Annotated in this window: 29 protein-coding genes; 8 read left to right on the top strand and 21 right to left on the bottom strand. The window is 55.7% G+C overall.

What is annotated here, in order from left to right:
• Positions 1-64: 64 nt before the first annotated feature.
• From rplF to rpsJ, 17 genes are all read right to left on the bottom strand, one after another.
• Positions 65-610 (bottom strand): 50S ribosomal protein L6, encoded by a 546-nt coding sequence (gene rplF / locus RB_RS16045; protein WP_011121609.1) that lies wholly within the window; start codon positions 608-610, stop codon positions 65-67.
• 65 nt (positions 611-675) lie between these two features.
• Positions 676-1,077 (bottom strand): 30S ribosomal protein S8, encoded by a 402-nt coding sequence (gene rpsH / locus RB_RS16040; protein ID WP_007326810.1) that lies wholly within the window; start codon positions 1,075-1,077, stop codon positions 676-678.
• 29 nt (positions 1,078-1,106) lie between these two features.
• Positions 1,107-1,292, bottom strand: a complete 186-nt coding sequence (locus RB_RS16035) for a type Z 30S ribosomal protein S14 (RefSeq protein WP_007326809.1) — start codon at positions 1,290-1,292, stop codon at positions 1,107-1,109.
• 98 nt (positions 1,293-1,390) lie between these two features.
• On the bottom strand, positions 1,391-1,972 hold the full coding sequence (gene rplE, locus RB_RS16030) for a 50S ribosomal protein L5 (RefSeq protein ID WP_007326808.1): 582 nt from the start codon (positions 1,970-1,972) through the stop codon (positions 1,391-1,393).
• A gap of 67 nt (positions 1,973-2,039) precedes the next feature.
• Positions 2,040-2,387: a 50S ribosomal protein L24 gene (gene rplX, locus RB_RS16025; RefSeq protein ID WP_007326807.1), complete on the bottom strand. Its 348-nt coding sequence runs from the start codon at positions 2,385-2,387 to the stop codon at positions 2,040-2,042.
• A 79-nt stretch (positions 2,388-2,466) separates the two neighbouring features.
• Positions 2,467-2,835, bottom strand: coding sequence for a 50S ribosomal protein L14 (gene rplN, locus RB_RS16020; RefSeq protein ID WP_007326806.1), 369 nt, complete (start codon positions 2,833-2,835; stop codon positions 2,467-2,469).
• A gap of 54 nt (positions 2,836-2,889) precedes the next feature.
• Positions 2,890-3,243 carry a 30S ribosomal protein S17 gene (rpsQ, locus tag RB_RS16015; RefSeq protein ID WP_007326805.1) on the bottom strand — a complete coding sequence of 118 codons (354 nt, stop codon included), beginning with the start codon at positions 3,241-3,243 and terminating at the stop codon, positions 2,890-2,892.
• Between the two features lie 49 nt (positions 3,244-3,292).
• Entirely contained in the window at positions 3,293-3,499 is a 207-nt protein-coding gene (gene rpmC, locus RB_RS16010; RefSeq protein ID WP_007326804.1) for a 50S ribosomal protein L29, read from the bottom strand.
• Positions 3,500-3,689: 190 nt separating this feature from the next.
• Positions 3,690-4,097: a 50S ribosomal protein L16 gene (rplP, locus tag RB_RS16005; RefSeq protein WP_261340135.1), complete on the bottom strand. Its 408-nt coding sequence runs from the start codon at positions 4,095-4,097 to the stop codon at positions 3,690-3,692.
• Entirely contained in the window at positions 4,045-4,755 is a 711-nt protein-coding gene (rpsC, locus tag RB_RS16000) for a 30S ribosomal protein S3 (RefSeq protein ID WP_007326802.1), read from the bottom strand. The genes rplP and rpsC overlap by 53 nt, the downstream gene beginning before the upstream one ends.
• 95 nt (positions 4,756-4,850) lie before the next feature.
• A complete protein-coding gene (gene rplV, locus RB_RS15995) occupies positions 4,851-5,210 on the bottom strand; it encodes a 50S ribosomal protein L22 (protein WP_011121604.1) in 360 nt (119 codons plus the stop codon).
• 60 nt (positions 5,211-5,270) lie between these two features.
• The gene (rpsS, locus tag RB_RS15990) at positions 5,271-5,540 is read right to left on the bottom strand and encodes a 30S ribosomal protein S19 (RefSeq protein WP_007326800.1); all 270 of its coding nucleotides are present in this window, start codon (positions 5,538-5,540) and stop codon (positions 5,271-5,273) included.
• Positions 5,541-5,574: 34 nt separating this feature from the next.
• Entirely contained in the window at positions 5,575-6,435 is an 861-nt protein-coding gene (rplB, locus tag RB_RS15985) for a 50S ribosomal protein L2 (RefSeq protein ID WP_011121603.1), read from the bottom strand.
• A gap of 97 nt (positions 6,436-6,532) precedes the next feature.
• Entirely contained in the window at positions 6,533-6,856 is a 324-nt protein-coding gene (gene rplW / locus RB_RS15980) for a 50S ribosomal protein L23 (RefSeq protein ID WP_007326798.1), read from the bottom strand.
• Between the two features lies 1 nt (position 6,857).
• The gene (rplD, locus tag RB_RS15975) at positions 6,858-7,526 is read right to left on the bottom strand and encodes a 50S ribosomal protein L4 (RefSeq protein ID WP_007326797.1); all 669 of its coding nucleotides are present in this window, start codon (positions 7,524-7,526) and stop codon (positions 6,858-6,860) included.
• Positions 7,527-7,537: 11 nt separating this feature from the next.
• A complete protein-coding gene (gene rplC, locus RB_RS15970) occupies positions 7,538-8,224 on the bottom strand; it encodes a 50S ribosomal protein L3 (RefSeq protein ID WP_011121602.1) in 687 nt (228 codons plus the stop codon).
• A gap of 334 nt (positions 8,225-8,558) precedes the next feature.
• A complete protein-coding gene (gene rpsJ, locus RB_RS15965) occupies positions 8,559-8,885 on the bottom strand; it encodes a 30S ribosomal protein S10 (RefSeq protein ID WP_007326795.1) in 327 nt (108 codons plus the stop codon).
• A gap of 376 nt (positions 8,886-9,261) precedes the next feature.
• Here rpsJ and RB_RS15960 point away from each other — a divergent pair, with 376 nt between their 5' ends.
• The 3 genes from RB_RS15960 to RB_RS15950 all read left to right on the top strand — a co-directional run bounded on the left by RB_RS15960 (position 9,262) and on the right by RB_RS15950 (position 11,852).
• The gene (locus RB_RS15960) at positions 9,262-9,777 is read left to right on the top strand and encodes a DUF2752 domain-containing protein (protein WP_231845693.1); all 516 of its coding nucleotides are present in this window, start codon (positions 9,262-9,264) and stop codon (positions 9,775-9,777) included.
• 130 nt (positions 9,778-9,907) lie between these two features.
• Positions 9,908-11,212, top strand: coding sequence for an aminotransferase class I/II-fold pyridoxal phosphate-dependent enzyme (locus RB_RS15955; protein ID WP_037201246.1), 1,305 nt, complete (start codon positions 9,908-9,910; stop codon positions 11,210-11,212).
• Positions 11,213-11,303: 91 nt separating this feature from the next.
• Positions 11,304-11,852 (top strand): DUF2760 domain-containing protein, encoded by a 549-nt coding sequence (locus RB_RS15950; protein ID WP_011121594.1) that lies wholly within the window; start codon positions 11,304-11,306, stop codon positions 11,850-11,852.
• Positions 11,853-12,035: 183 nt separating this feature from the next.
• Here RB_RS15950 and fusA read toward each other — a convergent pair whose 3' ends face one another.
• From fusA to rpsL, 3 genes are all read right to left on the bottom strand, one after another.
• The gene (gene fusA / locus RB_RS15945; protein WP_011121593.1) at positions 12,036-14,210 is read right to left on the bottom strand and encodes an elongation factor G; all 2,175 of its coding nucleotides are present in this window, start codon (positions 14,208-14,210) and stop codon (positions 12,036-12,038) included.
• A 62-nt stretch (positions 14,211-14,272) separates the two neighbouring features.
• Complete coding sequence (gene rpsG / locus RB_RS15940; RefSeq protein WP_007326864.1) at positions 14,273-14,746, bottom strand: 30S ribosomal protein S7; 474 nt, start codon at positions 14,744-14,746, stop codon at positions 14,273-14,275.
• A gap of 74 nt (positions 14,747-14,820) precedes the next feature.
• The gene (gene rpsL, locus RB_RS15935) at positions 14,821-15,186 is read right to left on the bottom strand and encodes a 30S ribosomal protein S12 (protein ID WP_007326865.1); all 366 of its coding nucleotides are present in this window, start codon (positions 15,184-15,186) and stop codon (positions 14,821-14,823) included.
• Between the two features lie 365 nt (positions 15,187-15,551).
• Between rpsL and RB_RS15925 the strand changes: the two genes are divergently transcribed.
• Positions 15,552-16,454 (top strand): DUF72 domain-containing protein, encoded by a 903-nt coding sequence (locus RB_RS15925; RefSeq protein WP_231845692.1) that lies wholly within the window; start codon positions 15,552-15,554, stop codon positions 16,452-16,454.
• A gap of 52 nt (positions 16,455-16,506) precedes the next feature.
• Positions 16,507-17,295, top strand: a complete 789-nt coding sequence (locus tag RB_RS15920) for an enoyl-CoA hydratase/isomerase family protein (protein WP_011121590.1) — start codon at positions 16,507-16,509, stop codon at positions 17,293-17,295.
• A gap of 301 nt (positions 17,296-17,596) precedes the next feature.
• Here RB_RS15920 and trmB read toward each other — a convergent pair whose 3' ends face one another.
• Complete coding sequence (gene trmB, locus RB_RS15910; RefSeq protein ID WP_007334207.1) at positions 17,597-18,259, bottom strand: tRNA (guanosine(46)-N7)-methyltransferase TrmB; 663 nt, start codon at positions 18,257-18,259, stop codon at positions 17,597-17,599.
• Positions 18,260-18,392: 133 nt separating this feature from the next.
• Here trmB and hemE point away from each other — a divergent pair, with 133 nt between their 5' ends.
• From hemE to RB_RS15895, 3 genes are all read left to right on the top strand, one after another.
• Positions 18,393-20,414: a uroporphyrinogen decarboxylase gene (gene hemE, locus RB_RS15905; RefSeq protein WP_011121588.1), complete on the top strand. Its 2,022-nt coding sequence runs from the start codon at positions 18,393-18,395 to the stop codon at positions 20,412-20,414.
• Positions 20,411-21,475, top strand: coding sequence for a hypothetical protein (locus RB_RS15900; protein ID WP_011121587.1), 1,065 nt, complete (start codon positions 20,411-20,413; stop codon positions 21,473-21,475). The genes hemE and RB_RS15900 overlap by 4 nt, the downstream gene beginning before the upstream one ends.
• Positions 21,476-21,575: 100 nt before the next feature.
• Positions 21,576-21,968, top strand: a complete 393-nt coding sequence (locus RB_RS15895) for a GxxExxY protein (RefSeq protein WP_164922104.1) — start codon at positions 21,576-21,578, stop codon at positions 21,966-21,968.
• Positions 21,969-22,265 lie beyond the last annotated feature (297 nt).

Below are 22,265 nucleotides of genomic sequence, written 5' to 3'. Positions count from 1 at the left end.
CGTTGTGAACGGATGAAATGAATGGAAACAGCGGAGCGACGCCCCGCCAATTGCGACGGCAAACCTACTTGGTGGCCGACTTACCTGGTTTGATCTTGACCTGTTCGCCTTGGTATCGAATCCCTTTGCCCTTGTAAGGCTCAGGTTTGCGAAGCGAGCGAATCTCAGCCGCGAATTGCCCGACGCTTTGTTTGTCGCAGCCCTGAATCACAACGTGAGTCTGGTCCGGGCAAGTGACCGTCAGGTCAGTTGGGATTTTGCGGTGCAGTTCGTTGGCATAGCCGACACGCAATTGCAGTGTGTCACCGCTGATCGATGCCAGGTAACCGACGCCGACGATTTCCAACTTCTTTTCGTATCCGTCTTTCACACCAACCAACATGTTGGCGACGATCGCACGGGTCAGACCATGAAATTCACGGGAGGGACGATCATCCCCATCACGCGAAACGATCACTTGGTTGGTGTCACTGTCAACGGCGACCTTCACTTCAGGACGATGTTTGAACGACAGTTTGCCCTTGGGACCTTCCACATCAATGTTGCGGTCAGCAATGCTAACTGTCACACCGGAGGGGATCGCGACTGGCTTGTTACCAATGCGGCTCATGGCTGATTACAAATGTACGGGGGAAATATAAATGGTTTGGCAATTGGGGCGTCAACGACGGTCGATCACGACACTTCGCAGAGGACTTCGCCGCCGATTTTGTCTCGGCGTGCTTCGCGATCGCTGATCACACCCTTGCTGGTGCTGATGATTCGGATTCCCAAACCGCCCAACACAGGCTTGAGTTCTTTACTGCGGCTGTACAAACGACGGCCTGGCTTGCTGATTCGTCGGATGGACTGAATCACTCGTTCTCCGTTGGGACCATATTTCAGTTCCAAACGAAGGTAGCCGACTGGTTCTTCTTCCAGCTTCTCTTCTTTCCAGTCCCAAATGAATCCTTCTCGTTTGAGAACATCGGCCAAACCACGCTTTACGCGGCTGGCGGGGATGTCAACGAACGGACGCTCGACGCGTACGGCGTTGCGGATTCGGGTGAGCATGTCGGCAATGGGGTCGGTCATCATGGCTGTGGTTTCCCTTTAATTATCCAAGCTCACCAGCTGCTCTTACGAACGCCTGGGATCAATCCCGCGTTGGCATTCTCACGGAAGCAAATTCGGCACAAGCCGAACTTGCGATACACCGAACGTGGACGACCGCAAAACTTGCAACGGTTCTCTTTTCGAGTTGAAAATTTAGGCGTGCGAAGCGCCTTGGCGACCTTGGATTTGCTTGCCACGAAAGGACCTGCGGTGTACGGATCGGGGAGCGTCTCAAGCGAGAGACATGTGACGAATTGAAATATAACGATTGGTTGGTTCCGGGAGGGGAACCGAATCAGGCCGCGCCGGCCTGCTCTTTTTCTTTGGGTTGCTTGAACGGCATGCCGAACAACCGCAACATCTCACGAGCTTCGTCGTCGGTTTTGGCCGAAGTAACGAAGCTGATGTTCATCCCTTGGGGACGAACGAATTTGTCTGGGTTAAGCTCTGGGAAAACCAGTTGCTCGTTCAAACCAAGTGTGTAGTTGCCGTTGCCATCGAAGGCTTTACGACTAATACCGCGAAAGTCACGGACACGAGGGAGAACGATTGAAACCAAACGGTCCAAGAACTCATACATCCGTTGGCGACGCATCGTGACCATGCAGCCGATTGGCATGCCTTCACGCAAGCGGAAGCCTGCAATTGATTTACGAGCAATGGTGGTGACTGGTTTTTGTCCGGTGATTTGGGTCATCGAATCGATGGCCAAGTCGAGGACCTTCTTGTCGCCAACAGCGGCACCAACACCCATGTTCATGCTGATCTTCAGCAGACGTGGCACTTGGTGCACGTTCTTGTAGCCGTAAGTTTCTGTCAGAGCGGCACGAACGGATTCGTCGTAACGCTGTTGCATTCGTGGAATGTTGCTGGACATGTTAGGCACTGTGCCGCCGAGGAAGTAACGGCCAATAGGGTAAGGTGTGTGTGGTGGTAGTCGTCAATCAGCTAGCTGCTTTGGACGCCTTCGCCGGTGCGATTTGGCCGAGGCTTTCGCCGCTAGCCTTCGCGAAACGTTCTTTGCTTCCATCTTCCAGGTAGCGAACGCCGATGCGAGTTGGTTTGCCGGTTGATGGATCGACCAACATCACGTTGCTCGCACTCATGGGCATCTCTTTGTTCAAGCGACCGCCCTGAGGGTTCTTTTGGCTCTGGCGAACGTGCTTCCACACGCGTGCAGCACCTTCGACGACAACCTTGTCTTTGTCGCGATCGACTTTCAAAATTTTGCCACGGTGACCTTTGTCAGCTCCGGCAATCACAATGACTTCATCGTCAACGCGAAATTTCATGGTAGTAACTTTGATCGGTAATTTGTTTGCAAATGGTGGTTAGGCCCGATGTCCCGGTGAATGTCACCGAGAAACCGAATCAGACCACTTCGTTGGCCAGGCTGACGATTTTCATGAAGTTGTTTTCTCGCAACTCACGGGCGACCGCACCGAAGATGCGTGTTCCGCGTGGGTTGCGGTCTTTGTCAACCAACACAACCGCGTTGGAATCAAAACGGATGTAGCTTCCGTCAGGACGACGGGTTGGTTGCTTCACCCGGACGATGACGGCACGCACAACGGCCTTCTTCTTCACTTCGCTGCCAGGAATCACACTCTTGACGCTGCATACGATCACGTCGCCAACGGTGGCGAAACGACGCCGACTGCCGCCGAGCACCTTGATGCACATGACTTCTCGAGCACCGGTGTTGTCGGCGACATCGAGGCGGGATTCTTGTTGGATCATATCTGTTTACTTCAACGACAAAAACGTTGGACGATTGTGTGGAGGAGGTTGCGATTAAGCGTCCGTGGCGGCCGATTCTGTTTCGGGTTCACCAGCGTGAGCTGCGGCCAAGCCTTCAGCCTCGGCATTCTTGCGAGCGGCACGCAAAGCAACAACGTCGACTGCGGTGCTTTTTTCAAGCACGCGGACCAAACGCCAGCGTTTGAGTTTGCTCAATGGTTCCGATTCAATGATCTCGACCTTGTCGCCTACGCCCGATTCATTGTTCTCGTCGTGAACGTGACACACCGTGCGGCGGCGAATGTACTTCTTGTATTTTGGATGCTTGACCAAACGAGCGATCTCGACGCGACGCGTCTTGCTCATTTTGTCGCTGGTCACAATTCCGGCTACGACGCGTTTGGGCATGGTGCTAGTTGGACGTGCAGTGAATGAATGGGTGAGGTTGAGGCGTCAATTAAGCTTGCGGTTGAGCAAGTTGACGTTCTGTTTGGATCGTCTTGACACGAGCGATCGTTTTTCGGTTCTTCTTGATCTCGCTGGGCGTATTCAAACGCTCCGACTGAGATTGGAAACGCAAGCGAAACAATGTTTCAGCAGCTTCCTTCGCAGTCGCATCGAGCTGTTCGTCGCTCATTTCGCGAAGTTCGGTCAGTTTGGTCATCGAATTAGACAAAGGTCAAAGGGGATGAATCGTACAAAGGGTCAGAATGGTTTGGATTGTTTACCAATCGACTTCTCAACCCCAACGAACGGAACAATCGATGTTTCGATCATTCACGTTGATGATGTATGTTGAAGTGTCGCGGGCAATCCTTCTCATCGACCCGCCAATCAGTCGGACCGCTAAGCGATCACGCTGAGCGGCGTTCGACAAATCGGACTTTGACCGGCATCTTGCTCGCCAGACGTGCAAAGCACACCTTGGCTTGTTGTTCGGTCACGCCACTGAGTTCGTATAAAATGGTTCCCGGCTTCACAACCGCGGCCCAGAAGTCAGGCTCCCCTTTACCTTTACCCATCCGTGTTTCCAGCGGTGTGCTAGTCACAGACTTGTCGGGAAAGATTCGGATATAGAGCTTGCCTTGGCCGCGAACGTATTGCTGGGCAGCGATTCGTCCGGCTTCGATCGTCGTTGCTTTGATCCAGCCAGCATCCAATGATTGGATACCGTAGTCACCAAAGACGACCGTATTGCCGCGAGTCGCGTTACCTTTTATACGACCTCTTTGGCTTTTTCGATGCTTGACCCGTTTGGGCATCAGCGCCATCGTTGTCGTCTCCGTAAGTACCTTGGTTAATCCACACTTGAATCCCGATGTGCCCCTGTGGCGTCATCGCTTCGGTGAATCCGTAATCAATCTTGGCTTGTAGCGTGCTCAATGGAATCGAGCCAGCACTTTGCTTTTCGCGACGGGCCATTTCGGCACCGCCCAGTCGACCGGCCATTTGGATTTTGATGCCCTTTGCACCAGCGTCCATCGTCTGTTCGAGCATTCGTTTCATCGTGCGGCGGAAGCTGGATCGCTTTGCCAACTGTTGCGAGATGTCCTCAGCAACCAATTGTGCTTGCAGTTCAGGTCGTCCAACTTCTTCCACTTTCAGGTTGATGCGACGTCCGACCAGATTCTGTAGTTCGGCTTGCAGGATCTCAATTTCCTGTCCCTTCTTGCCGATGATCAGACCTGGGCGAGCGACGTAAAGCATCACCCGAACTTCATCGCGAGTACGTTCGATCTCAATGCGATCGATTCCCGCGCTCTTGTATTGTGACTTCTTGGGGTGCTTGGTGATGAATTCGCGAATCTTGCGATCTTCCACCAGCAGGTCCGCAAAATCCTGCTTCGAGGCATACCAACGACTTCCCCAACCACGGGTGACGCCGGTACGAAACGCAATCGGATTGACTTTTTGACCCATGGGAGAGTGCTGAGTGCTGAAGGCAGGGAGTTAAATAAACGGTGTTGTGTTTGGTGTCGTTTGAATGCTCGAGGGTGCCCCTCGGCAAACCTTAACTAGACGTTTTCGATGTGTGTCAGACCCACACGAATGTGGCTGGAACGTTTCTTGATCATGAACGCCATGCCGCGAGCACGAGGCTGGATGCGTTTGAACATTGGACCACCGTCGACGCGAACGTCGGTGATGACCAGCTCTTCGATGCGATGGCTGCGTCCGCTGTTTTGATCTGGATCTTGAGCGTTTCCGACAGCACTTTTGATCACCTTCTCAAGCATGCGAGCTCCACGTTGGGGCTGATACTTCAGGGTGTCCAATGCTTCGTCGGCAAACATGCCACGAACCAAATCGGCAACCAGACGCACCTTTTGGGCGCTGATGCGGGCGTTCTTATGATATGCGTTGAATTGAGACATGTCTGTCGCTAAATCGTTTGACTCGTGAAATTCACCAACCGTATGGTGGGACGCTACTGACTAGCGTTTGCCCTTGCCGCCGTGACCCTTGAAGGTCCGCGTGGGAGCAAACTCACCGAGTTTGTGACCCACCATGTCTTCGGTCACCAACACTTTGATGTGTTGGCGTCCGTTGTGAACCATGAACGTGACGTTCACGAATTCTGGAACGATCGTGCAAGATCGCGCCCATGTCTTGATCGGTTCTTTCGAGCCGGTTTCGGCTGCCTTCTGAACTTTGAAAAAGACTTTCGGGTCAACAAAGGGACCCTTCTTACTGCTTCGACTCATGATTTTTTACCGGAGTTGCCGCTGAAAGGGTGGCCTACTTGTGGAGTTTCAACTGACCGTAGCGACGACTCTTGCGTCGGCGAACGATCGACGAGTTGCTTGGTTTACGTTTTTGACGTGTACGGCCGCCCTTAGCACTCTTGCCCGATGGGCTGACTGGGTGACGTCCACCTTTGGTTCGACCTTCACCACCACCGTGTGGGTGATCGATCGGGTTCATGGCAGTACCACGAACGTGAGGTCGACGACCCAACCAACGTGAACGACCTGCTTTACCGAGTACGATATTCATGTGGTCGCTGTTGCCGACTTGGCCGATGGTTGCACGGCAAGCACTAGGAACACGACGAACTTCGCCGGATGGAAGCAGCAACTGGGCCCAATCAGCTTCGCGAGCTTGAAGGGTCGCTTGCGTTCCCGCCGAACGGCACATCACTGCTCCGCGGCCGGCACGCATTTCAATGCAGCAAACCGAGGTTCCCAGCGGAATGTTTTTCAGCGGCAAGCAGTTGCCAACCACTGGAGGTGCGTCAGGTCCGTTTTGTAGTTTGTCGCCCGCGGCCACTCCCGAAGGTGCGATCACGTAATGCTTCTCGCCATCGGGGTATTTCAGCAAAGCGATGCGTGCGGTGCGGTTCGGGTCATACTGAACCGAGTCGACCGTTGCAACGACGCCGTCTTTAACGCGACGGAAGTCGATGACACGATATTTTTGCTTGTGCCCGCCACCACGGTGACGTGAAGTGATTTTGCCCTGGTTGTTCCGTCCGCCGGTTTTTGTCTTTGGACGCAGCAAGGAACGTTCTGGCGTGTAGCCAGGCGTCAGTTCCTTGAAGTCGCTGACCGACGCGTTGCGTCGGCCGGCGCTGGTCGGCTTGTAGATTCGGATGCCCATGAGTATCGCTTTTTCTTGCGAGCTGTTTCTGTGCGGGGAAGTGTTGCGTTGAGATTGGTTTCAGGTCTTTGGTGAACCCAAAGACCTTCACAGTGTCCTAGAAGAAGTCAATGCGATGGTCTTCGTGAAGCGAGACGATTGCTTTCTTCCAGTCGCTGGTTCGTCCAATCTTGTATTTGAACCGGCGGGCTTTCCCTTTGCGGGTCTGGGTGCGGACCTTGAGGACTTTGACGTCGAACAAATGTTCAACAGCCTTTTTGACGTCCAATTTGGTGGCATCGCGGTGAATTTGGAACGCGTATTGGTTGTTCCGTGTCGCGCGGTGCACGCCTTTTTCGGTCACGAGCGGTTTCAGCAAGATCTGGTGGGGTTCCAGTTCGATCTTACGTTCAACAGGTTTGGGTGGTTGGATCGCAGACATATCAGGCCGCTGCCTCCGCTTCGTTGGTGTTCTGGGTGGAACCGGCGAATGTGCCGTCTTTGACTCGGTCCAGTGCTTCTTGCGTGAAGAGCACTCGTTTTGGAGTCAGCAGGGTCAGTGCGTTCAGTTGGCGAACGGGTTCGACCGTCACGCCGCTGATGTTGCGACCGCTCTTGTAGATGATTTGGTCATCGCCAGCGGTTGCGATCAAAGTGGTCGTGTTCGCCAGTCCGAGGTTCTTTAGGATCTGAGCAATTTGGCTGGTCTTTGGTGCGTCCAGCTTCAGTTCGTTGATGACAACGATTTCGCCGTCGTCGATTCGCGAGCGGATTGCCATGCGAGTGGCGATCTTGATCGCTTTCTTGGGAAGGCGATAGCTGTAGTCGCGAGGTTTGACGGTTCGTGCAACACCGCCACCACGACGAACATTGGTTCGCTTGGAGCCGGCACGTGCGTTGCCGGTACCCTTTTGGCGGTACATCTTCTTGTTGGTGCCGCTGACTTGACCGCGAGTTCGCGTGTTGTGCGAGCCTTGGCGTTTGTTAGCTTGGTACATGACCACCACATCGTGCAGCAGTTGTTTGCTGACTCGGTTGGCGATTTGTTCGGTGTCGATCTCGTACTGGCCGACTTCTTTGCCGGAGGCGTCGAGGATAGGTAGGTTTGCCATGATTGTTTTCCTCAGCCGACTTTGTTGGTTTGACGAATCGAGACAAAGCCGCCGTTGGGTCCGGGAACCGCACCGCGAATCATCAGCAGGTTGTTTTCTGCGTCGACGCGAACGACTTCCAGGTTGCGGGTGGTGACTTTGGCGTTGCCGTATTGGCCAGCCATTCGCTTGCCTTTGAATGTGCGGCTAGGCGATGCACTCATCCCGGTACCACCAGCGTGGCGGTGGCACTTCTTGACGCCGTGTGTTGCTCGTTGGCCGGCGAAGTTGTGTCGCTTCATGACCCCGGCGAAGCCTCGGCCCTTGCTGGTTCCGGTGATGTCGACCTTCTTGACATCGTTGAACTGTTCAACGGTGAGTGTGTCGCCGACGTTTGCTTCAGATGATCCGCGGAATTCGCGAACGAATCGTTGTGGTTCGCAATCTGCCTTGGCTGGAGCTTCGATTCCGGCTGCCGAACGTTTCTTTGAACGTTTGCTTTCGATGGTAGCAACTTGGCCACGCTCACTGCGTTTTGCCAGGCGGCGAGGCTTGTCTTCGAAACCCATTTGAACGGCTTCATAGCCGTCGCGGTCTTTGCTGCGTACTTGAAGCACGTGGCAAGGGCCAGCTTGCACGACCGTGACGGGAACAGCGGTTCCGTCTTCCAGGAAGATCTGAGTCATCCCGATTTTACGGCCAAGAATAGATGGTGACATAACAGTTCCTGCTCGCGGTTAGCGAGCGATGTGCGATTCGTTAGGAGTTCCGAGACCTTCGAAGCGATCTGCTCAAGTGATCGGCGGACGCCGAGCCTGAGTGATTTCGCCGCGACATCCGACCATGCGGAAAACCGTGACCAATTCGTGTGTGTGATGGGGTAACTTGAGTCGGTCCCCGGTGAGGTGGCATGTTGCCGTGGGGTCCGATCTTGTTCTGACTGGGGAGCCGGTTGAAGACTGGTTTTGCCAGCGAAGTGATTCGCGGTGGCTAGGTCAGTGATGGCTCTTTGTCAGTTGAGTGCCGGGGTTGCGAAGTGCGATTGTCGACCGATCAGCGGGCGGACGCCTTGATCTTGATATCGACACCAGCCGGCAGGCTTAGCTTGTTGAGTGCTTCGATCGTCTTGGCGGATGCCTGAACGATGTCCACCAAACGCTTGTGCGTTCGGATTTCATATTGTTGGCGAGCCTTCTTGTTGACGAAGGGGCTCGACAGAACCGTGTATCGTTCGATTCGGGTTGGCAAAGGGATTGGGCCATGCACAATGCTGGCGGTCGCTTTGACGGTGTCGACAATGTCGCGGGCACTCTGGTCCAGCACGGCATGGTCGTACGCTTCCATTCGAATGCGGATGACTTCGCTGGGGCCGGTTGACACTGCTTACTTCCAAGTCGGGAACGAGAAACGAGTCCATTCCTCACAGCAACTTTGCCGTGGGGAGGCGAGAATGTACGGTTGACGTCATTGAGCGTCAACGGCTTTTGAACAATTGATTAAAAAAAGCCGTTGATTTTGCCTGGATTGATCTTGGCAGCGACGTGTCGCGGCCTGATCCGTGCTAGGAAGCGTGGATTCGCCTCTTTTGCGCTCTCTGTCTTTCGTGTTTTCAATTCTCCAAGGCAATGGTCATCGACGCGATTGTTCGTTCCCTTGAGTCGGTGTTGGTTGACTTGCCTTGAATAGGCGGGGCAAAGTGGGTTGAGAGGGTTTGTTGGTTTGCTTTCGTTGGGCTTGTTTCGGGGCGGATGGTCGATTGGGCGTTGAATTTGAAGGCGAACCGTCTGCTTCTTCAGGTGGTGTTGATTCCGATTGTATTGATGTTGGCTGTGCCCGGCCGCTCGTCGGTTTGTCGGGGGAGTCGTGCGGTTTTGGTGTTCGCGGGCTTGTTGCCGTTTGGGTGTTGGTTGGCGGTGGATTGCTCGGTGTGGCTCGTTCGTTATCGCCCGCGTCGGCAGGGCTGGGGACGCATCAGCAGTTGGGGCTGCCCCCGTGCTCGATGCGGATGTTGTTTGGGGTTCGGTGCCCTGCGTGCGGGATGACGACTTCTTGGAGTTGGTTGACGCGGGGTGATTTGGTTGCCTCCGCTTCCGCCAATTTGTCTGGGATGTTGCTGGGTTTTTTCGTTTTGGTGTTGTTGGTGTTGGGTTTGAGGTTGGTTTGGTATGGCCGCTGTTTGTCTCGCAGGGTGAACTGGTGGGTTGGTTTTGGTGTCGTGTTCCTCGGCGTTCTCAGCGTCGCGGAATGGTTGGTTCGATTGCAGTTCGATTGAAAATTCGACCCAAAAGTTTGATTCCCCCTACACGAATGTGGCGGATGCGTGTGAGAATGCGGCCCGCGTTGGTCTCGAGAGGGCTGGCGGTTTTCGTTTATTTCCTGGCAATTTCCACCTTGGCGTCAAAATGAGTGACACCTTCAATCCCGACACGCCCAACATCGACGCGCCCGCAATCGATTCGCCCACGACGGATCCTGAGCCAGCAGAATTCGAAGTGAAGTTGGCGTCGCGGGTCGACCGTTTGCCTCCTTACATGTTTGGACGCATCAATAACCTGCTGTATCAAAAGCGGCGTGCTGGGGATGATGTCATTGACCTGGGGATGGGCAATCCGTCGGACCCGCCGGATCCGATCGTTGTTCAGAAACTGAATGATGCGGCAGCTGATATCGGGAACCACGGCTACAGCAAGTCAAACGGGATTACAAATCTTCGTCGCGAGGTGGCTAGCAAATATCACCGAAAATACGGCGTGCGATTGGACCCTGAGGGCGAGATCATCGCCTGCTTGGGCAGTAAGGAAGGTTTTTCGCACATGTGTTTGGCTTTGATGGGGCCAGGCGACACAGCAATCATTCCATCGCCGTATTTTCCCGTTCATATGTACGGTGTGATTTTGGCATCCGGCAATGTGGTAGCGCTCGATGTCGCGGATCCCGATAAGTTTCTCAGCAACGTGGCTTACACCTGCGAAAACCTGACGCCGCGGCCAAAGGTTTTGATTGTCAATTACCCGCATAACCCATCGTCGGCGGTGATCGAGGGTGACTTCTTTGTTGAGGTGGTTCGGCTGGCGAAGAAGTACGGTTTGATGGTCATTCATGACTTCGCCTATGCCGACGTGGCGTTCGATGGTTATGTGCCGCCGAGTTTTCTTTCCGCTCCTGGTGCCAAGGATGTGGGGGTTGAATTCACGACGATGAGCAAGGGGTACAACATGGCTGGTTGGCGTGTTGGTTTCTGCGCTGGGAACGCGGATATGGTTCGTGGCTTGGGCACGATCAAGGGCTATTACGACTACGGCATGTTTCAGGCGATTCAGATCGCCGCGATTGTGGCTCTTCGCGAAACCGAAGCGACTGTTGCAAAGCAGTCTGAGGTCTATCAAAGTCGGCGCGATGTGTTGGTTAGCGGTTTGCGGCGACTCGGTTGGAATGTCAATCCGCCGAAGGCGGGGATGTTCGTTTGGGCTGAGGTTCCCGAGCCTTGGAAGAGCCAGATGAGCACCATGGATTTCGCAATGATGTTGCTGGAAGACGGCAACGTGGCGGTCAGTCCAGGCAGTGGTTTTGGTGCCGCGGGTGAAGGCTATTTGCGGATGTCTTTGGTTGAGAATGAGCACCGCTTGCGTCAGGCGGTTCGCCAGATTGGGAAGTGTCTGGCGGCCGGCAAGGCCGATGCGGGGCCTGTCGCTTCGTCGGCTTCGTAGTTCAGTCTCCGATTCGTGTTCATTGGGCTTGGCGGTCAGCTAGGTTTGTCGGCGTTTTCTGGTCGTAATTGGTTCTTGAGGTAGCATCGAGATGCGTTTGGGTTTGGCTCTGAGAGCGTTTTGGCAGGCAATGTTTGACCGGGAGGTCGCTGAGCGAGTGGCGTTGGCTTTGGATGGCGTCGATTTGGCGTCTTCGTCGTCAGCGAAATCCGTGCCGGCTGCTGTGGAGCAGGCGCCCGCGAAGCCGGTTCGGCAGGCGCCGACGCAGAGCGACGCAATCGCGTTGTTGGGGGCGCTTCAAAGAGACGGTCGGCTGGTGGATTTGATCCACGAAAATCTGGACCAGTATGGTGATGATCAGGTCGGTGCCGCAGCGCGGCCTTGTTTAAAGCAGTGTCGCCAAACGTTGGATCGGTTGTTGGCAATCAAGCCACTCGTTGATGCCGAAAACGGCGGGGTGATCCCGGTGGAGGCCGATGCGTCGTCTGCTCGTTTGCGTTGGGTTGGCGAGGCGTCCGGGGCCTCACAGGGAAAGGTCGTGCATGGCGGATGGGTCGCTACGCAGGTCCAGTTGCCTGCTTGGTCAGGCGGTCCCGAGGATGCGATGGTGATTGCTCCCACTCAGGTCGAGGCTCCGTAGCTGCCTCGGCAGCCTGTTATCGGGCTAGCGCAGAGTTGAATGTCGCTGGTCTTTGCTCTCGGCTGATCTTTGGTCGCAGCGAGGTCGCGGTGAACTGGGTTGTGCCTGGCGGTTCCCGCAAAGGCCGGGTGCTCTGTCGTCGCTCCAGGCCGTCGCTCTGTCGTTTGCTGGCCAGCGGCAGTTCTAGTACTGGAAGCTGTCGGCGTCTTCTTTGGGGGCTGCCTGGTAGCCGTAGGGTTCCATGCTGCTTCCCGCTCGGCCTTGGCTGAGGCTTCGTACGGCTCCGGAGTAGCCAAACATTTCTTTCAATGGAGCGTGTGCCGTGATCACGGTCATGGCCCCGCGGCTTTCGGTGGATGCGATGATGGCGCGACGCTGTTGCAGGTCGCCGACGATCTCGCCCATGTAGTCTTCTGGTGTGGTGACCTCGACTCGCATGACGGGTTCCAGGAGCACGGGCCCGGCGGCTTGCAAGCCGCTTTCGAAGGCATCGCCAGCGGCAATTCGAAAGGCAACTTCGTCGCTGCCTTCTTCGGCCATTTCGGCGTCCATGACGTCGATGCGGACGCCCGAGAGCGGGAATCCGGCGATCATGCCGCCGCCTTCGGCTCGGTCGCGAATTTCGTCGATCGCTGCACTGCGGACTGCGTTGGGCAAGCCGACGTCGGGAGGAAGTCGGTCGAAGACGATCACTGGATCGGATGGGTTATCGGTTGGGCTGATCTTCACTTTCAGGCGTGCAAACATCTGGGTGGAGCCGACAACGCGGTTGCATTGGCCGACCAGTTCGGCGCTGCCGCCAATGGTCTCTCGGTAGTTCACTCGGGGCTTGTAGAACTTCACGTTCAGGCCAAAGTCGCGAGTCAGGCGGTGCTGGATGACTTCCAGGTGCAGTTCGCCCATTCCGCTGATGATCGTCTGGCCGATCTCTTCGTTGTCGACCGCCCGGAAGGTTGGGTCTTGGCGGCGAAGCATGTCGAGGGTTTCCTCCAGCTTCTTCCGGTCCGCCGTGCTTTCAGGTTCGATCGCCATCGAGAGCACTGTCTCAGCAAATTTGATGCTGGGTAGTTCGATCAGTTCCTTTGTGTCGCAGACGGTGTCGCCGGTGATGGCGAAGCGCGGTCCGATCACGCAGCAGATGTCGCCCGCTCCGACGGAGTCGACTTGGCCGTCGCGGTCCTTTTTGGTCGCGTGAATCTGCCAGATTTGGGCGACGTTTTCCTTCTTGTCTCGATTGGGGCATTGAACGCGAGAGTTCTGTTTCAGCTCGCCGCTGTAAATTCGAATCCAGTAGTTGTCGCCTGTTTTGGCGGGCAGGATCTTGAAGACGAGACCGCAGAATGGCTCTTTGGGGTCTGGGTTTCGTGAAAGTGTCTTGTCTGGCTTCTTGGGGTCGTGGCCTTCGACCGCCGGTCGATCGAGTGGGCTGGGGAGGAAGTTTCCGACGCCCGTCATCAGCGGCTGCACGCCGATTCCATGAAGGGCGGAGCCGCAGAAGACAGGTTGGATGGTTCGGTCGAGGCAGCCCTTTCGCAGTGCCGCCAGGATCACATCGCGAGGGACTTCTTTGTCCTCCATTGCAAGACTCATGGCGTCTTCGCTGATCTCGTAGACCGCTTCCAGCATTTGCTCTCGCCAGATCGCAGCGTCGTCAGCCAGTTCGTCCGGCAAATCGGTTTCGGTGACCTGTTTGCCCTCAGTTTCCGGGTCGAACTGCAGCAGCTTCATGTCGACCAGGTCGATGACGCCTCGGAACGGGTTGTCGACGTGGGCGGGGCCTTCGCCGACGGGCAGTTCAACCGCAACGGGGCGACCGCCCAGTCGCGGTCCGATGTCATTGAAGACTGTCTCGAAGCTTGCTCCTTCGCGGTCCATTTTGTTGATGAACACGATGCGAGGGACTTCGTAGCGATCGGCCTGTCGCCACACGGTTTCGCTTTGGGCCTCGACGCCTTCTCGAGCGGAGAACACCACGACTGCTCCGTCCAGGACTCGGAGGCAACGTTCGACTTCGGCGGTGAAGTCCACGTGGCCAGGAGTGTCCAGCAGGTTGACGTTATAGTCGCCCCAGGCGTACTTCACGCAGGCGCTGAAGATCGTGATGCCGCGTTCTTGTTCTTCGGGGTCATCATCGGTGTCGGTGGTGCCGTGGTCCACTCGTCCAACCCGGTGTTTCGCGCCGCTGAGGTAGAGCATTCGCTCGGTGACAGTGGTTTTGCCAGCGTCGATGTGGGCGATGATCCCAATGTTGCGAATCTTGGATATGTCGGCGGCCATGGCGGGTCGGTGCGTTGGAAAGCGGTTTGGAGCGAAGGCGCAAAGAAAAATCGCGATCCGGCAGAACCGAATCGCGACCAATTGTGAACGTTAGAGTGCATCGCGCGTAGCGGCTGAAAATCAATTCAGTCGTACGTGGTGGATCACCATGCGAAGTGAGCGAATGCCTTGTTGGCGTCAGCCATGCGGTGCGTGTTTTCGCGTTTGGTGTAGGCGGCGCCTTCCTTTTTGAAGCCAGCCAGCAATTCATCGGCCAGTTTCAAAGCCATTGGGCGGCCCTTTTTGTCGCGAACGGCAGCCAGGATCCAGCGGATCGCGAGGCTCTGTTGGCGAGCTTTGTTGACCTGCATAGGAACTTGATAACTCGCACCACCGACTCGCTTGCTGCGAACTTCGATGTACGGCTTGATGTTTTCCAAGGCCGCTTCGAAGACTTCGATGGGGGTCTCTTCGCCTTCGTGACGTTTGCCGATCTCTTCTAAGGCATCGTAGAAGACTCGCTGCGCGGTGGTCTTCTTTCCGTCCAGCATCAAGCAGTTGATGAATTTGCTAGCCAGCAACGAGTGGTGCCGCGGGTCGCCGATGAGTTGCGAGCGGCTGGAAGTGATGCGTCCCATGAATGTCTGATCGAGCTACGAAGGGAAGTGAATGATTTGGAAACGACAGAGGCCGAGAAGTGAAGGGTGAAGCCTTACTTCTTGGCTCCGTAACGGCTGCGAGATTGCTTACGGCCATCGACACCCAATGCGTCGCGTGAGCCGCGGACAACTTGGTAACGAACACCGGGCAAATCGCGAACACGACCACCGCGAACGAGCACGATCGAGTGCTCCTGCAGGTTGTGGCCTTCGCCGGGGATGTAAACGGTGACTTCTTTGCCGTTGCTCAATCGAACCCGGGTGATCTTCCGCAAAGCCGAGTTTGGCTTCTTAGGGGTCATGGTCCGGACTTGCAGGCAAACACCCTGTTTTTGAGGGCATTTCTCGAGAACCGGCGACTTGCTCTGGCTCTTCTTCTGCTTCCGGTTTTTACGGACGAGTTGATTGATCGTTGGCATGAAAACAATGCAATTGGACGGTGATGTGTCGCGGCACGCAACTTGGGCCGAGATTTTTGCAAGCGGCGAAGTATGGCGGCTGTGCCATTCCTGTCAAGGCCGAATTGCAGGTGAAATGCATTCGAGTGGCATTCTGGGGTGTCTGTCGACACTTCCAATGTCCCAAATGCGGCGGCAGAGTTTGGTCAGTCGTGTGGCTTCTGAATGATCTCTTTTCGTCTGACGGTGAAATGTTCCCCAGTTTTCTTCGGCTGGGCAAGAGGATTTCACATGGAAAACGCTCTGCTTGTCGGACGATTGCTCTACTCTGGTTCTGATGGTTTTCTTTCCACCGCGTCCCGAACATGCCGCCTGAATCTCGCCGCGTGAAACAGCCCAACGAAACATTTTCGTCACCATCTTGGCCGATGTCGATTGGTGCTCCAGTTTGGTCCTGCGACGGATGGGGTGACGTGGTCTATCCCAAAAAGACACCTCGAACCGAGTGGCTTTCGTGGTACACGCGTTCGTTCAACACGGTCGAGGGAAACAGCACGTTTTATGCGGTCCCCGGCGAGCAGACTTTTCGCGGTTGGGCCGAGCAAGCGGCCGATGGTTTTGAGTTCTGCTTCAAATTCCCGAAGCGAATTTCGCACGACAGCATGCTGCAGCACTGCGATGACGAGGTGCGAGAGTTTTTGGTTCGATTGCGCGTGATTGCCAAGGAGAATCGTTTGGGGCCGACGTTTTTGCAGCTCGGGCCGAACTTTGGTCCGGATCGATTGCCTATTCTGGCGAAGTTCCTCCGCCGTTTGCCACGAGAATTGCCGTGGGCGGTGGAGCTTCGGCATCACGATTGGTTTGATTCAGCGGACAATGAGGCTCGCGTGAATGATCTGCTGCGGGACTTGCAGATCGACAAGGTCACGTTTGACAGTCGGCCGCTGTTTCAATCGCCGCCCGATGATGCCATCGAGGAAAAGTCGCAGGCAAGAAAGCCGCGTACCCCGGTTCGCCAAACGGTCACCGCCAAACGTCCGATGCTACGAATTGTCGGGCGGAATCGGGTGGAGCTTGCCGAAGCGTTCTTGGACCAATGGGTGCCAATTGTGGTTGGCTGGTTGGCTCAAGGACTGCGACCAATTGTGTTCACGCACACGCCGGACGATCGTTTGGCTCCGCTGTTTGCGGAATTGCTGCTTTCAAAAATGTCCGATGCGATGCCGGGTGTGGACTTTACCCTGCCCCGCCCTCCACAATCTCCTGAACAGTTGTCGCTTCTGGATTGAAGATCTGCGACGCGATGTTTTTCTCTGCCGATGTTCTCAACAGGCTTTTCTCATGCAACATCTGGATGTTCGAATTCACGACAACGTGGCGACCGTTTTGATTGATCGGCCGGAAAAGCATGGTGCTCTCAGTCCCAGCCTGTTGTTTGATCTCAACGAAGCTCTCGGTGATGTGCACCAAGAAAAAAGGGCTCGGGCGGTCGTTCTGTCTTCGCGAGGCGATCACTTTTGCTCGGGAGTCGACCTGCAAGTCTTTCAGCAGATCGCGGATTTGCCTGAGTCGGAACGGATGCAGCAGTGGTTCGAATATTGGCGGGCGGTCTCCGAAACCTGCGAGAAGATGCTTCGGTTTCCCAAGCCAATCATTGCTGCTGTGGATGGAGCGGCGATTGGGGCGGGGTTCGCGCTGATGCTAGCTTCCGATTTGTGTGTGGCCAGCAAGCGAGCCACCTTTGCCGCCGATGCTGCGCGACGCGGATTGGTTGGCGGAGTGACGACCGCGTTGTTGTCGTTCCGGATCGGTGCAGCGGCCGCTTCCAGGTTGACTTTGGCGGGTGAGAACATCGACGCGGAAGAAGCCCAGCGACTGAATTTGCTGTGCCAATCGCCGGTGGCGTCGGATCAAGTTTGGGTGGCGGCCAGCCAGTGGGCAGCTCGTTGCAGCGAAGGGCCCGCCGAAGCGGTGCAGGCGTCCAAGCGATTGCTCAACGAAAGCGTCGGTGAAGCTCTGCTGACTCAAATATCCGCTGCAGCGGCGGACAGTGCCTCGGCGTGCACGACCGAATCCGCCGCCGAAGGTGTTTCCGCGTTTCTTGAAAAACGCAAGCCGAGCTGGCCGTAGTTGGTGTCTTTCGAAGCGTACGCTGGGCTTCCAAGCCCGGCGAAACCATCTCTTCCGTCGGGCTTGGAAGCCTTTCTTATACCCCACATCTCTAAACACCAAAGATTAGTGTCCGATCAGAGTGGATTAGTGTTCTGCCAGAGTGGCCAAGGGAACACCAATCTCCGCTGATCGAACACTAATGGTTCTTGGACAAGAGATGTTTGGTTTCAAAACGCCTGTGTTCCCAACGCAAGCGGCTCCCAAAAGATGTGGGGTACAAAAAGGCTTGGAAGCCCAACGTACAAATTCAGCCTGCAAACTACGAACGTTTGCGGTAGCAGACTCGGTAGACCGGGATGCCCATCTTGCGGCTGCGTCGTTCGAAGTGGGTGTGGAAGTCCAAATCGTGAGTCGATTCTCGCTGAGTTTCCGGCAACGGCACGCCCAGTTCCGGTGCGATCTCGGCGATCAATTCGACGGTCAGCTCGAAGTAATCCAGCACATCGGTCCAGAAGTGCAGTCGCCCACCCACGCGAAGGCAACGGCTGAAGTTGAGAATGTTGTCGTGGCTGAGGACGCGTCGCTTGCGATGTCGCTTTTTCCACCACGGATCGGGGAAGTAAACGTGCACGCCGTCGAGTGACCCATCTTCGATTCGTTTTCCCTCGTCAGTTACCGCGAACAGCGGCGTGGCGTCGCCAGCCAACATTTTCGCATTGGCACGCTCGCGTTTGGCCAATCTGGCGGCAGCGTGAGCGGCGTATTTGCGAGCAATTTCAATCCCGAAGTAATTGTGCTCGGGACGACGATCGGATTCCGTTTGGATGAACAACCCTTTCCCGCTGCCGACCTCAATTTCCAATGGTTGATCGTTGCCGAACAGCGTTTGGCTGTTGATTGTCGCTGGCAAGTCCTCGGGCGTTTTCAGCCAAGAATCCAGGTCCAAGGCGGGGTTGGGTTTTCGGAGGGCGGCGCGAGGCATGCGAAGAAGCTGTCGAGGGAAGTGCGAAAGACCGTGTGCCGTCATCGTAACGCGACGCAAAATCTCTACAATCTTCCCTTCCCGCTTTCTGCCGACTCGATTTGCCCAACCCTCTTCCGGATTCCAAACCCGCATGGCCGCGACAACTAACAATTTTGACGGCCTTCGCGTGGCCGCTCTCGAAAGCCGACGGGCGGACGATATGACGCGGTTGATCTGCAAATTCGGGGGCGAAGCGTTTGTCAGTCCATCGATGCGAGAAGTGCCGATCGAACCCAACCGGGCAGCGATTGATTTTGCTTATCGGATCATCACCGGTGACATTGGCATCGTGATTGTGATGACCGGCGTTGGTTTTCGATATTTGCTCAAAGCGACTGAAAAACACGTCGACCAACAACGGTTGATCGACGCCTTGAGCGACATCACAACGATCTGCCGCGGCCCTAAACCGGTCGCGGTGATGCGAGAGTTTGGGTTGAAGCCGACCCACCGCGTGCCGGAGCCAAACACTTGGCGAGAATTGTTGCAAACAATCGACGCGGGGATCCCGATCGCGAATCAAACGATTGGAATTCAAGAGTACGGCGTCAGCAACAAACAGTTGATCGCCGGCTTGGAAGCTCGCGGTGCGATTGCCGAATCCGTCAAAGTCTACGGTTGGGAATTCCCCGAAGACACTCAGCCGCTAAAGGCGAACACGCTGGCTTTGGCCGAAGGCGAACGAGACATCTTGTTGGTCACCAGTGCTCATCAAGTCGTCAACTTGCTCCGCATGGCCGAAGACCTTGGCGTGAGCGATTCGCTTCGCGACGGTTTGTCAAAGACCGCGATCGTGTCGATCGGGCCAACGACCAGCGACATGTTGCGAGAACACGATTTGGCCATCGCGATGGAACCATCGCATCCAAAGATGGGGCATCTTGTCAGCGAGTCGGCTCGCGATGCCAAACGTTTGGTCGACGAAGTTCGCGCGAGATCGTCTGGCTCCCAGTCATCCACTTCTCAAACGTCTGTCTCTCTGCGGGCAGATGATTCCAGTCTCATTTCTGCTAGCAAGACACCTATGCCCGCCATCGACGATCATCCCTCCCAGTCCAGTTTGTTCATGCGTGCGTGTCGCGGTGAGCCCACACCCCGCACCCCGGTTTGGATGATGCGGCAAGCGGGTCGCTACATGCAGGAGTACCGCGAAGTTCGATCGCAGCAATCGTTCTTGGAACTCTGCGCCAATCCTAAGTTGTGCAGCGAAGTGATGTGCACGGCCGTCGAAAAGCTGAACGTCGACGCGGCGATCATTTTCTCGGACTTGTTGCCGATCTTGGTCCCCATGGGATTCGACTTGGAGTTCGTCAAAGGCGATGGACCAGTCATTCACAACCCGGTTCGGTCGGCGGCGGATGTCGACCGAGTCAAAGGACTCGACAACCCTCAGGATCTTGGGTTCGTCTATGAGACGGTCAAGCAAACGCGAGCGGACCTGCCCGAGGGGATTCCGTTGATCGGATTCGCTGGCGCTCCGTTCACGCTGGCCAGTTACGCGATCGAAGGCGGCGGCAGCCGCCAGTACAGCAGCACGAAAGCTTTGATGCGGGCCGGCGATGGGGGCTGGGCCGCGTTGATGGATCGGTTGACCGACGCGATCATCGTCTACCTGAACGAGCAGATCTCAGCGGGAGCCCAGTGCGTGCAATTGTTCGACAGTTGGGCTGGTTGTTTGTCGCCAGGTGACTACCGCGAGTTTGTCCTGCCTTGGATGAAACGCATCTTGGAAGGTGTGACTCCTGGCGTGCCATTGATCAACTTCGCAACCGGCAATCCGGAGCTATTGCCTTTGCTGCGTGGCGATCGCCGGACGGTGGTGGGAGTCGATTGGCGGATCGAATTGGACGTGGCTTGGAAACGCGTCGGGCATGACATCTCCGTCCAAGGCAACCTGGACCCGTCGGTGTTGTTGACCGATGCCAAGACCATTCGCGCGGCCGTGCAAGATGTTTTGAACAAGGCCGGCGGGCGCCCCGGACACATCTTCAATCTCGGTCATGGCGTGTTGCAACAAACCCCGGTTGAAAATGCCATTGAATTGGTCAAAGCCGTGAAAGAACTCTCGGTGCGAGATGATTTCTCAGCCGAGAATGGTGGAACGGATTCGTGAGCGAACCGTCTCGTGTTGTTTGTCCGCTCTGTCCACTGCACTGCGACGATGTCGTGGTGAACGCGGACGGATCGGTTCAGGCAAACAGGTGCGAGATCGCTGAGTCGGCGGGTTCGTTGGTGAACCAAGTGGCTCGCACGGACAAGGCGACGTTGGCCCGGATCGCTGCCGACAAGCAACCCATTCGCGTGATCACTTCGGGTGTGGATTTGGTGGCGGCTCGGCAGTTGGTCCAATGGCAATCCGACGGGGCAATCGAAGTTGAAATCGAATCGGATTCGTCCCTCCAGGCCATTGGAACGGTCACGCGACGTGACGGGATCGTTGCCGCAACACTTTCTGAAGTCGTCACGCATGCCGATTTGGTTTGGTTGATTGGTGAAGTCGATCCGGCTTGGCCTCGTTTGGAAGAAAAACTGCGTTTGGAGTCCGCTGTCTCCAGTGCAGCGGATGGTAAGCGACAGGTGAAACGTTGGGAACGCTGGACCGCCGATTTTGCTGGTCGGATGCACCATGCGATCGAGCACCTGGAAGCGACGGAACCAGGTTCTGAGTCTCAAACCCGGGCGAAGCATTTTCACGAAAGCGCGTACGCGGCAATCGTGATCGGTCCGGGAGCGTTTGATGCGGAGGAAGCTGAGATGACCGCCGCGATGGTCGCGAGAATCACTCGCCGCCGCAACGGTTCGGCTCGGTGTGTTTGCGTGACCTTGGATCTCGCGGCGACTCTGCGAAGCGTGCATGCTTGGCAGACCAATGAATCACTTGCGTCGATGGTGTCTGATTCAGAGACCGATTCCACTCCCGTGATTCGGTTGGCGGGGATCGGCCATCGAATGTCCGGCGATCGTTCGGTCGATCTGCAGATTGGTGGATGTGACCCTGGCGCGGAGCATGCGAAAGCATTCATGCCCGCGAATCCTTGGACGAACTCGATGGTCATCCGCGGCGATGGATCGGTGACCCTGCCACTTCAAATACCAACCGCTCTGTCAGTCAACTCTCCCACCGCCATCGAGCAACTCCAAAAGGTGCTGCCAGAACAAGGTCGGGTGATTTGATAGATTGACGTGAAGACTTCTGACCGAAGGCGTTTCGGACGCACGCTTGAGGTTCGAGGGCCAAGGGAACCGTGCGATCCGCAGTTTCTAGGTGGGATTCATGTTCAAGCAAGAAGGCTACGACCTGATGGGGGCCGCATTCGAGGTCTACAACCAACTTGGCTATGGAATGGCAGAGGAAATCTATCAGTCCGCTTTGGAGGTGGAGCTCGGATTGAGGGGGATCTCATTTGTTGCTCAAACTGAACTGCGTGTGTATTTCAAGGGACACCTTCTTACTCCGAAGTACCGCCCAGACTTGCTGGCTTTCGGAGGAATCGTGGTCGAGCTGAAGGCTTTGAAAGAACTTTGCCCTGATCATGAAGCTCAGTTATTCAACTACATGCGAATCGCCCGGAAACGAGTTGGTTACCTCATCAACTTTGGAAAGAAGGGTGACTTGGAATGGAAGCGATTCGTGATCGATGATTTGCAAACCCAACGAAGTCATTGAGATGGTGGACGCCGGGGGGAACACTAATCTTCTCTCATCGCACACTAATCGTTGTGAACTGAGAGCGTAATTGCCTTCGAAATTAGTGTGCGATTAGCGTCGATTAGTGTTCTTTATATTCGTCCGGCAGGAGATCGAAGGTGATCTCGAGAGCCCTTGTTGCTGAGATGTACCGTTGTTGTTTGCTGCTTCACGTCTGGTTGTCTAGGGGAATGATATGTTGCTGAGGTGTTGGAAGTGGGGGAACACTGATCTTCTCTCATCGCACACTAATGGTTGTAAATTGGGGCGGATTAC

Origin of the sequence: Rhodopirellula baltica SH 1, from assembly GCF_000196115.1 — a bacterium.
GTDB classification, from domain to species: domain Bacteria; phylum Planctomycetota; class Planctomycetia; order Pirellulales; family Pirellulaceae; genus Rhodopirellula; species Rhodopirellula baltica.
This window is presented reverse-complemented; position numbering and strand designations above follow the sequence as displayed.

Excerpts from the sequence above, each read along its gene's own strand:
- rplF (WP_011121609.1), bottom strand. The coding sequence starts at position 610 with ATGAGCCGCATTGGTAACAAGCCAGTCGCGATCCCCTCCGGTGTGACA.
- rpsH (WP_007326810.1), bottom strand. The coding sequence starts at position 1,077 with ATGATGACCGACCCCATTGCCGACATGCTCACCCGAATCCGCAACGCC.
- rplE (WP_007326808.1), bottom strand. The coding sequence starts at position 1,972 with ATGTCCAGCAACATTCCACGAATGCAACAGCGTTACGACGAATCCGTT.
- rplX (WP_007326807.1), bottom strand. The coding sequence starts at position 2,387 with ATGAAATTTCGCGTTGACGATGAAGTCATTGTGATTGCCGGAGCTGAC.
- rplN (WP_007326806.1), bottom strand. The coding sequence starts at position 2,835 with ATGATCCAACAAGAATCCCGCCTCGATGTCGCCGACAACACCGGTGCT.
- rpsQ (WP_007326805.1), bottom strand. The coding sequence starts at position 3,243 with ATGCCCAAACGCGTCGTAGCCGGAATTGTGACCAGCGACAAAATGAGC.
- rpmC (WP_007326804.1), bottom strand. The coding sequence starts at position 3,499 with ATGACCAAACTGACCGAACTTCGCGAAATGAGCGACGAACAGCTCGAT.
- rplP (WP_261340135.1), bottom strand. The coding sequence starts at position 4,097 with ATGCCCAAACGGGTCAAGCATCGAAAAAGCCAAAGAGGTCGTATAAAA.
- rpsC (WP_007326802.1), bottom strand. The coding sequence starts at position 4,755 with ATGGGTCAAAAAGTCAATCCGATTGCGTTTCGTACCGGCGTCACCCGT.
- rplV (WP_011121604.1), bottom strand. The coding sequence starts at position 5,210 with ATGTCTCAATTCAACGCATATCATAAGAACGCCCGCATCAGCGCCCAA.
- rpsS (WP_007326800.1), bottom strand. The coding sequence starts at position 5,540 with ATGAGTCGAAGCAGTAAGAAGGGTCCCTTTGTTGACCCGAAAGTCTTT.
- rplB (WP_011121603.1), bottom strand. The coding sequence starts at position 6,435 with ATGGGCATCCGAATCTACAAGCCGACCAGCGCCGGCCGACGCAACGCG.
- rplW (WP_007326798.1), bottom strand. The coding sequence starts at position 6,856 with ATGTCTGCGATCCAACCACCCAAACCTGTTGAACGTAAGATCGAACTG.
- rplD (WP_007326797.1), bottom strand. The coding sequence starts at position 7,526 with ATGGCAAACCTACCTATCCTCGACGCCTCCGGCAAAGAAGTCGGCCAG.
- rplC (WP_011121602.1), bottom strand. The coding sequence starts at position 8,224 with ATGTCACCATCTATTCTTGGCCGTAAAATCGGGATGACTCAGATCTTC.
- RB_RS15955 (WP_037201246.1), top strand. The coding sequence starts at position 9,908 with ATGAGTGACACCTTCAATCCCGACACGCCCAACATCGACGCGCCCGCA.
- RB_RS15950 (WP_011121594.1), top strand. The coding sequence starts at position 11,304 with ATGCGTTTGGGTTTGGCTCTGAGAGCGTTTTGGCAGGCAATGTTTGAC.
- rpsG (WP_007326864.1), bottom strand. The coding sequence starts at position 14,746 with ATGGGACGCATCACTTCCAGCCGCTCGCAACTCATCGGCGACCCGCGG.
- rpsL (WP_007326865.1), bottom strand. The coding sequence starts at position 15,186 with ATGCCAACGATCAATCAACTCGTCCGTAAAAACCGGAAGCAGAAGAAG.
- RB_RS15920 (WP_011121590.1), top strand. The coding sequence starts at position 16,507 with ATGCAACATCTGGATGTTCGAATTCACGACAACGTGGCGACCGTTTTG.
- trmB (WP_007334207.1), bottom strand. The coding sequence starts at position 18,259 with ATGCCTCGCGCCGCCCTCCGAAAACCCAACCCCGCCTTGGACCTGGAT.
- hemE (WP_011121588.1), top strand. The coding sequence starts at position 18,393 with ATGGCCGCGACAACTAACAATTTTGACGGCCTTCGCGTGGCCGCTCTC.
- RB_RS15895 (WP_164922104.1), top strand. The coding sequence starts at position 21,576 with ATGTTCAAGCAAGAAGGCTACGACCTGATGGGGGCCGCATTCGAGGTC.